This window comes from Komagataeibacter saccharivorans (genome assembly GCF_003207825.1).
In the GTDB taxonomy this organism is placed as follows: Bacteria; Pseudomonadota; Alphaproteobacteria; order Acetobacterales; family Acetobacteraceae; genus Komagataeibacter; species Komagataeibacter saccharivorans.
The window spans coordinates 1-7,733 of sequence record NZ_NKTY01000049.1 but is presented as its reverse complement, the minus strand read 5'-3'; the positions used below and the strand labels follow the sequence as shown (position 1 = coordinate 7,733).

9 protein-coding genes are annotated in these 7,733 nt (G+C 61.9%); 7 read left to right on the top strand and 2 right to left on the bottom strand.

All coding sequences use genetic code 11. The features are described 5' to 3' along the window. Nucleotides 1-181: 181 nt before the first annotated feature. The 7 genes from CFR79_RS14860 (at nt 182) to CFR79_RS14830 (ending at nt 6,196) form a co-directional block, all read left to right on the top strand. Nucleotides 182-922: a TlyA family RNA methyltransferase gene (locus CFR79_RS14860; protein WP_110548415.1), complete on the top strand. Its 741-nt coding sequence runs from the start codon at nt 182-184 to the stop codon at nt 920-922. A gap of 103 nt (nt 923-1,025) precedes the next feature. Next, nucleotides 1,026-2,267 carry a 23S rRNA (adenine(2503)-C(2))-methyltransferase RlmN gene (rlmN, locus tag CFR79_RS14855; protein WP_110548416.1) on the top strand — a complete coding sequence of 414 codons (1,242 nt, stop codon included), beginning with the start codon at nt 1,026-1,028 and terminating at the stop codon, nt 2,265-2,267. A 114-nt stretch (nt 2,268-2,381) separates the two neighbouring features. Then, entirely contained in the window at nt 2,382-3,611 is a 1,230-nt protein-coding gene (locus CFR79_RS14850) for an argininosuccinate synthase (protein ID WP_102323499.1), read from the top strand. A 43-nt stretch (nt 3,612-3,654) separates the two neighbouring features. Further along, complete coding sequence (locus tag CFR79_RS14845; RefSeq protein ID WP_102323498.1) at nt 3,655-4,152, top strand: FKBP-type peptidyl-prolyl cis-trans isomerase; 498 nt, start codon at nt 3,655-3,657, stop codon at nt 4,150-4,152. Nucleotides 4,153-4,244: 92 nt separating this feature from the next. Next, a complete protein-coding gene (locus tag CFR79_RS14840; RefSeq protein WP_181417460.1) occupies nt 4,245-4,715 on the top strand; it encodes a c-type cytochrome in 471 nt (156 codons plus the stop codon). Between the two features lie 48 nt (nt 4,716-4,763). Continuing rightward, nucleotides 4,764-5,759, top strand: coding sequence for a tryptophan--tRNA ligase (gene trpS, locus CFR79_RS14835; RefSeq protein WP_102323496.1), 996 nt, complete (start codon nt 4,764-4,766; stop codon nt 5,757-5,759). Nucleotides 5,760-5,776: 17 nt separating this feature from the next. Continuing rightward, entirely contained in the window at nt 5,777-6,196 is a 420-nt protein-coding gene (locus tag CFR79_RS14830; RefSeq protein WP_110548413.1) for a secondary thiamine-phosphate synthase enzyme YjbQ, read from the top strand. A 32-nt stretch (nt 6,197-6,228) separates the two neighbouring features. Here the strand turns inward: CFR79_RS14830 and fghA are convergent, their stop codons facing one another. Both fghA and CFR79_RS14820 read right to left on the bottom strand, forming a co-directional pair. Then, a complete protein-coding gene (gene fghA / locus CFR79_RS14825; protein WP_110548412.1) occupies nt 6,229-7,101 on the bottom strand; it encodes an S-formylglutathione hydrolase in 873 nt (290 codons plus the stop codon). A 4-nt stretch (nt 7,102-7,105) separates the two neighbouring features. Further along, a partial coding sequence (locus CFR79_RS14820; protein WP_146220131.1) for a zinc-binding dehydrogenase occupies nt 7,106-7,733 on the bottom strand: 628 nt, incomplete at its 5' end.

Genomic DNA, 7,733 nt, shown 5'->3' with positions numbered 1-7,733 from the left:
CGTGTCCGCTTCCGCCCCATGACCCTGCCCGACCGCTTCATCGACCACAACACGCAGGATGCGCAATATATCGAGGCAGGGCTGGATGCGGCGGCAATCGTGGCGACCGCGCTGAAGGCGCTTGGCGTGCCACAGACGCGGCAGATGGCCTGAACCCGGTTCGGTCAGGGCAGGCAAGCGCATGGCGAAACGTCGCGTCGATCAGATGCTGGTGGACCGGGGACTGGTGGAAACCCGAACCCGGGCGCAGGCGCTCATCATGGCCGGACTGGTCTATACATCCGACCGGCGCATCGCCAAGGCGGGCGAGCAGATTGCGGAAGATACGCCGCTCATGCTCAAGGGTCAGGACCATCCATGGGTTTCGCGCGGCGGGATCAAGCTGGCGCATGGGCTGGAACATTTCGGCTTTTCGCCCGCCGGGCTGACCTGTCTGGATGTGGGCGCCTCAACCGGCGGCTTTACCGATGTGCTGCTGCATGAAGGGGCCGCGAAGGTCTATGCCGTGGATGTCGGTCACGGCCAGCTTGCATGGAAACTGCGCAGCAACGAACAGGTTGTCGTGCTGGAAAAATGCAATGCGCGGGCGCTGGATGCCACCATCATTCCAGATCCGGTGCAGGCGCTGGTATGCGATGCCAGTTTCATCGGCCTGCGCACTGTCCTGCCTGCTGGGCTGGCGCTGTGCGCACCGGGGGCATGGGCCATTGCGCTGATCAAGCCCCAGTTCGAGGCAGGGCGGGAGTCAGTCGGCGCCAAGGGCGTGGTGCGCGACCCGACAGTGCATGACGCAGTATGTGAAATGATCCGCCAGTGGTGGTCTGACCTGCCCGGATGGACGGTTCTGGGCATTGATCCCAGCCCGATTACCGGACCGGAGGGCAACCGGGAATTCCTGATCGCCGCGCGCCGGGACGGCTGATCGGCTGTCGCATCCCGTATGCGGGTTGTGATACACAGGCAAAAAAGAACGCAATGCGTTCCCTTCCCCCATAAATGACATGAAGAACATAGGCAGCACCGTGATGTCCGCAGCCCCCGTAACCTCACCTTCCCGGTCACATGACGGGGCGGCGGCCTCGCTCCTCAATGACGAGGAACGGCTGCGCATCCGCGCCAAGTCGGCCCAGTTCGCACCGCCGACCGCCGCCCTGCCCGATGGCAGGCGTGACCTTGTCGGCCTCTCGCGTGAGGAACTGACGGACATCATGGTGGAAATCGGCGAAAAGCCATTCCGCACCAAGCAGTTGTGGCACTGGATATACCATCAGGGCGTGACCGATTTCTCACGCATGAGTTCCATCGCCCGTCCCCTGCAGGAAAAACTGGCCGAACGTTTTATCGTCGGTCGTCCCGGCGTAGTGACGGAACAGACATCGCAGGATTCCACGCGCAAGTTCCTGTTCCGCTTCCGTGACGGACAGGAGGCGGAAACCGTCTACATCCCCGACCGGCAGGAAGACCGTGGCGCGGTTTGCATCTCCTCGCAGGTGGGCTGCACATTGTCGTGCACCTTCTGCCATACCGGCACGCAGGCACTGGTGCGCAACCTCGGGTCTGCGGAAATCGTGGGGCAGTTCATGGCCGCGCGCGACAGTTATGGCGAATGGCCCAGCCCGAAAGGGGAAACCCCACGCCTGCTGTCCACCATCGTGCTGATGGGCATGGGGGAGCCGCTATACAATTACGACAACGTGGCCAAGGCCATGCGCATCATCATGGATGGTGAAGGCATAGGGCTGTCACGCCGGCGCATCACGCTGTCCACATCCGGCGTAGTGCCGATGATGGACCAGTGCGGCGCGGAACTGGGCATCAATCTGGCCGTATCGCTGCATGCGGTGCGCGATGACCTGCGTGATGAAATCGTGCCCCTGAACCGCAAATACCCCATCCGTGAGGTGATTGCCGCCTGCCGCCGCTACCCCGCCGCCAGCAACGCGCGACGCATCACGTTTGAATACATCATGTTACGGGGGATCAACGACAGCGAAGCCGACGCCCGTGAACTGGTGCGACTGATTTCGGGCATACCGGCCAAGGTCAATCTGATTCCGTTCAACCCGTGGCCCGGCAGCAGCTATCTCCCTTCCACCCGTGAACAGCTTGAGCGCTTCGCGAAGATCGTGATGGATGCGGGCTTTGCCTCCCCCATCCGCATGCCGCGCGGGCGCGATATCCTTGCCGCATGTGGCCAGCTCCGCACCGAAAGCCAGCGCGTGCGTCGTGCCGCCCGTACGGATGATGCTCCCGATACGGCGGAATGACGTAAAAATCCGCCCTTCACTTCTGGTCGCCCGCGCCATGGGGTGCTAGGAGAACAGGCCGCCGGTTCACCCGGCAAAGCATTGTCAAAGTTTTGTCTACAGGAGCGTTCTTCCATGGCCGCCAAGGATGTCAAAAAGGTCGTTCTCGCGTATTCGGGCGGTCTTGATACCTCTGTAATTCTGCGCTGGCTCCAGACCACCTATAACTGCGAGGTCGTGACCTTCACGGCCGATCTGGGGCAGGGTGAGGAACTGGAACCGGCCCGCCGCAAGGCCGAGATGTTCGGCGTGAAGGAAATCTTCGTCGAAGACCTGCGCGAGACCTTCGTCAAGGACTTCGTCTTCCCGATGTTCCGCGCCAATGCGCTGTATGAGGGGCAGTACCTGCTGGGCACGTCCATCGCGCGCCCGCTGATCGCCCAGCGCCAGATCGAGATTGCCGAACAGGTCGGCGCCGATGCCGTGGCCCATGGCGCCACCGGCAAGGGCAATGATCAGGTCCGTTTCGAACTGGCCTATTACGCGCTCAAGCCCGACATCACGGTCATCGCTCCGTGGCGTGAATGGGATCTGACATCGCGCACGCGCCTGCTGTCCTTTGCCGAGGAACACCAGATCCCCATCGCCAAGGACAAGCGCGGCGAAGCCCCCTTCTCGGTCGATGCGAATCTGCTGCACTCCTCCTCCGAAGGCAAGCTGCTGGAAGACCCGGCGGTCGGCCCCGAGGAAATCGTGTTCCAGCGCACCATTTCGCCGGAAGCCGCACCCGACAAGCCCACCGAAATCACCATCGATTTCGTCTCGGGCGATCCGGTTGCGATCAATGGCGTCGCCATGTCTCCCGCCACCCTGCTCACCCGCCTGAACGAGCTGGGCCGCGACAATGGCATCGGTCGCCTTGATCTGGTGGAAAACCGCTTCGTGGGCATGAAGTCGCGCGGCATTTACGAAACGCCGGGCGGCACGATCCTGCTGACCGCGCATCGCAGCATCGAGAGCATCACGCTCGACCGCGAGGCCATGCACCTCAAGGACAGCCTGATGCCGCGCTATGCCGAAATCATCTATAACGGACTGTGGTTCTCGCCCGAACGGCGCATGCTCCAGGCGCTCATCGACCAGAGCCAGCATTCCGTGACCGGTCGCGTCCGCCTCAAGCTGTACAAGGGCAATGTGATCTGCGTGGGCCGCGAAAGCCCCAACAGCCTGTATGACACCCGCGTCGTCACCTTCGAGGATGACGAAGGCGCATACAATCAGGCCGATGCGCAGGGCTTCATCAAGCTGAACGCGCTGCGGCTGCGGCTGGGCGCCCAGATCGGCCGCCGCGGCGGTTCGCTCTGATCTGTTGCCCGTTCTTCCTTCTTCAACTTCTGGCCGAGGTGTCATGAAACGTTTTTCGCGTGTCATTCCCCTTCTTGTTGCGGGCGCGCTGGCCCTGCCGCTTGCGGCATGCGGCGGCTCGAAAGCGGATGACCAGCCGGAACTCACCCCCGCGCAGTTCATGGACAACGTGCGCAAGCAGCCCGGCGTCAAGACACTGCCGGACGGACTGGCCTACAAGGTCCTGAAATCCGGGCCGAAGGACGCACCGCAGCCGACCATCAATGACAGTGTCATGGTGATCTATGAAGGCCGCCTGCCCGATGGTGGCATCTTCGACAGTTCCGACCAGCATGGCCACGGCGCCTATATGCAGATGCCGCTGGAAATGGTGATCAAGGGCTGGCAGGAAGCCGTGCCGATGATGCATGTGGGTGATACATGGATGCTGTATGTCCCGCCTGAACTGGCTTACGGACATAAATCCATGGGCGTGATCCAGCCGGACAGCCCGCTGATCTTCAAGATACAGTTGCTGGGTGTGGCACCCAACGGACACTAGGCCGGAAAAGCCATTCATCCATCGGGTGAATGGCTTTTTTCTTATGTAACGGCACAGGAAAGCGAAAAGCGGAAATGGGTATGGACACCGGAATGCTTGTGCGCAACATGCACAGGACGGTGATGGTATGCGCGATGATCGTGCTTGCGGGTTGCACCCGCCATGGGCAGGAAGGGGTCGCGCGCTACCGCACCAATTGCGGTATCTGCCACCATGGCGGTGAAGGCATGAAGGGAGAAATCCCGCCCGTATCGGGCCGTGTGGACCGCATCGCCACCACGGCGGAAGGCAGGCATTACCTGATTGACGTGCTGCTTAACGGCCTTAACGGTCCGCTGGATATTCAGGGCGTGCACTACAACTTCTCCATGCCACCTTTCCGCGCCCACCTGTCGGATGAGGAAATCGCCTCCATCCTCAGCTATCTCGCCACGCGCGGCGATACCTACCCTGCCCCCGTATTCCGGGCGGAGGAAGTCGCCACCGCACGCGCCCAGCCACTGGCATCGGGCAAGGTGGCAGAAGAACGCCGCCATCTTGACGCCACGTATCCCCTGCCCTGACCGTCCCGCATCTTGACCAGTACGGGCAAAAAAACGGAAAACGTTTTCATGCAACGCCTATTTTCCGGCATTCAGCCGACCGGTATCCCGCAGCTTGGCAATTATCTGGGTGCAATACGCAACTGGGTCGCATTGCAGCAGGATCATGAATGTATCTTCTGTCTGGTGGACATGCACGCCATCACCACCTGGCAGGACCCCAAGGTGCTGCGCCAGCAGACACTGGCGCAGACTGCCGTCCTGCTTGCGTCGGGCATTGATGTGCAGCGCCATATCCTGTTCAACCAGTCCGCCGTCAGCGCGCATGCCCGGCTGGGGTGGATCTTCAACTGCGTGGCACGCATCGGCTGGCTCAACCGCATGACGCAGTTCAAGGACAAGGCAGGCAAGGACCGGGAGAAACATTCCGCCGGGCTGTATGTCTATCCTGACCTGATGGCTGCCGACATCCTTGCCTACAAGGCCACGGTGGTACCCGTTGGTGATGACCAGAAACAGCACCTTGAGCTGACCAACGACATCGCCCAGAAATTCAACCATGATTACGGCGTTGAGTTCTTCCCGCAGGTTGAAGCCCTGATCCCGCCGCAGGGCGCGCGCGTGATGAGCCTGCGCGATGGCAGCAAGAAGATGTCCAAATCCGATCCATCCGCCCAGAGCCGGATCGAAATGACGGATGACGCGGATACAATCGCACTCAAGATCAAACGCGCCAAAAGCGATTCCGAGCCCCTGCCATCAGAAGTGGCGGGACTTGAAAACCGGCCGGAGGCACGCAATCTGGTCACCATCTACGCCACGCTGTCCGGCACGACCATCGCTGATGTGCTGGGCCAGTTTGGTGGTCAGGGTTTTGGTCCGTTCAAGACCGCCCTTACGGATGTTGTGGTCAACGCGATCAGCCCCATCGCATCGGAGACGGAGCGACTGCTGAAGGAGCCGGGCTTCCTGTGCGATACGCTGCGCGATGGCGCACGCCGCGCGGGTGCGATTGCGGAACCCATCGTATCCGAGGCGGAAACGCTGGTGGGCTTTCTGAAATAACCACGAAAGGCGGCACCATGCGCCAGGAACTGCACAGCCTTCAGGTTACGACCCGTGGCAAGGGGCTGGTCGCCATCGACCGGCCGGTTCTGGACTGGGTGCATGACAGCGGGATCGAAACCGGCCTGCTGACCCTGTGGTGCCGCCACACATCTGCATCCCTTACGGTGCAGGAAAACGCTGATCCCACGGTGCGCGAGGATATCGAACGGTATTTCGAATCCCTCGTGCCCGAAGCACCGGGACGCTACATCCATGAAGATGAAGGCCCCGACGACATGCCCGCCCATCTGCGCACAATGCTGACCAATACGCAGCTAACCATCCCTGTCGCGGATGGCCGGCCGGTGCTGGGGATGTGGCAGGGGCTTTACCTGTTTGAACATCGCAGCCGCCCGCATCGGCGCGAGATCGTCCTCCACTTGATCGGGGAATGATCCCGCGGCCCCGCCCCGATGCGGGCTTCCGTTCAGCCTGCCTTCAGGATGGCGGCGTGATGGTCGATATGATCGGCGATGAAAGACTGGATGAACCAGTAGGAATGATCATACGCCGCATGCTGGCGTAGCTTCAGCTTCTGGTCTGCCTTTGCCGCCGCTGCCTCAAGCAGTTCGGGTTTGAGCTGGTCGTGCAGGAACTGGTCGGCTTCCCCCTGATCGACGAGTATCTCCGTCGGGTGGGTATGCCCGGCCTCCAGCAGCAGCGTCGCATCCTCGCGCGCCCATGTCGTCCGGTCGGGACCAAGATAGGCGGTAAATGCTTTCTCACCCCATGGCACGGCAGCAGGATGGCAGATGGGTGCGAAGGCGGAAACCGACTTCCATGCCTGCGGCGCCCGCAGCGCATGGACCAGCGCACCATGACCGCCCATGGAATGACCCATGATCCCACGCCTTGCGCCATCAACCGGAAAAGTCGTCTCGATCAATGCAGGCAGTTCCTGACCGATATAGGTCCCCATGCGGTAATGATCCCGCCACGGCTCGGCTGTGGCGTCGAGGTAAAACCCGGCCCCCGTGCCCAGATCGTAGCTGTCATCCTCCCCTGCCGCACCGGCGCCACGAGGGGACGTGTCGGATGCAACCAGCGCAAGCCCGTGCCGGGCTGCAAAGCGCACGGCATTGGACTTGATAAGGAATGTCTCCTCCGTGCAGGTCAGGCCCGCCAGCACGAACACGACCGGCACACGTTCGCCTGCCAGCGCCTGCCGAGGCAGGAACAGGCCAAAGCGGGCTTCCAGACCAAGGCTGGTGGAGGCGTGCGCGTAAAACCCGACCCTGCCGCCACAGCTTGCATGTTCTTCACGGGTCGTGACGGGAGATGTGGTGTCAGTCTGGCTCATGATATCAGAACTCCACGACGGTACGGATGCTCTCGCCACGGGCCATCATGTCGAAGCCTTCGTTGATGCGCTCCAGCGGCAGGGTGTGGGTAATCAGGTCGTCGATGTTGATGCGGTTTTCCATATACCAGTCAACGATCCTGGGTACGTCCGTACGCCCGCGCGCGCCACCGAAGGCCGAGCCGATCCACCGCCGTCCGGTCACGAGCTGGAACGGGCGCGTGCTGATTTCCTGTCCCGCACCCGCAACACCGATGATGGTGGACACGCCCCAGCCCCGATGCGCGCATTCAAGCGCCTGCCGCATGAGGGTGGGATTGCCCACGCATTCAAACGAGTAGTCCGCCCCGCCACCGGTCAGTTCCACCAGATGGCCCACGATATCGCCATCCGGTCCCAGATCGTTCGGGTTGACGAAATCGGTCATGCCGAACTTGCGCGCCATCGCTTCGCGTGCGGGGTTGATGTCCACGCCGATAATCCTGTCAGCGCCGACCATCTTCGCACCCTGGATCACGTTGAGGCCGATACCGCCCAGCCCGAACACCACAACGGACGCACCGGCTTCCACCTTGGCCGTGAACAGCACCGCGCCAATACCCGTGGTGACGCCGCAGCCGATGTAGCAGACC

Coding starts and splice junctions, on each gene's coding strand:
- CFR79_RS14850 (WP_102323499.1), top strand. CDS start 2,382: ATGGCCGCCAAGGATGTCAAAAAGGTCGTTCTCGCGTATTCGGGCGGT.
- trpS (WP_102323496.1), top strand. CDS start 4,764: ATGCAACGCCTATTTTCCGGCATTCAGCCGACCGGTATCCCGCAGCTT.
- CFR79_RS14830 (WP_110548413.1), top strand. CDS start 5,777: ATGCGCCAGGAACTGCACAGCCTTCAGGTTACGACCCGTGGCAAGGGG.
- rlmN (WP_110548416.1), top strand. CDS start 1,026: ATGTCCGCAGCCCCCGTAACCTCACCTTCCCGGTCACATGACGGGGCG.
- CFR79_RS14840 (WP_181417460.1), top strand. CDS start 4,245: ATGCTTGTGCGCAACATGCACAGGACGGTGATGGTATGCGCGATGATC.
- CFR79_RS14860 (WP_110548415.1), top strand. CDS start 182: ATGGCGAAACGTCGCGTCGATCAGATGCTGGTGGACCGGGGACTGGTG.
- fghA (WP_110548412.1), bottom strand. CDS start 7,101: ATGAGCCAGACTGACACCACATCTCCCGTCACGACCCGTGAAGAACAT.
- CFR79_RS14845 (WP_102323498.1), top strand. CDS start 3,655: ATGAAACGTTTTTCGCGTGTCATTCCCCTTCTTGTTGCGGGCGCGCTG.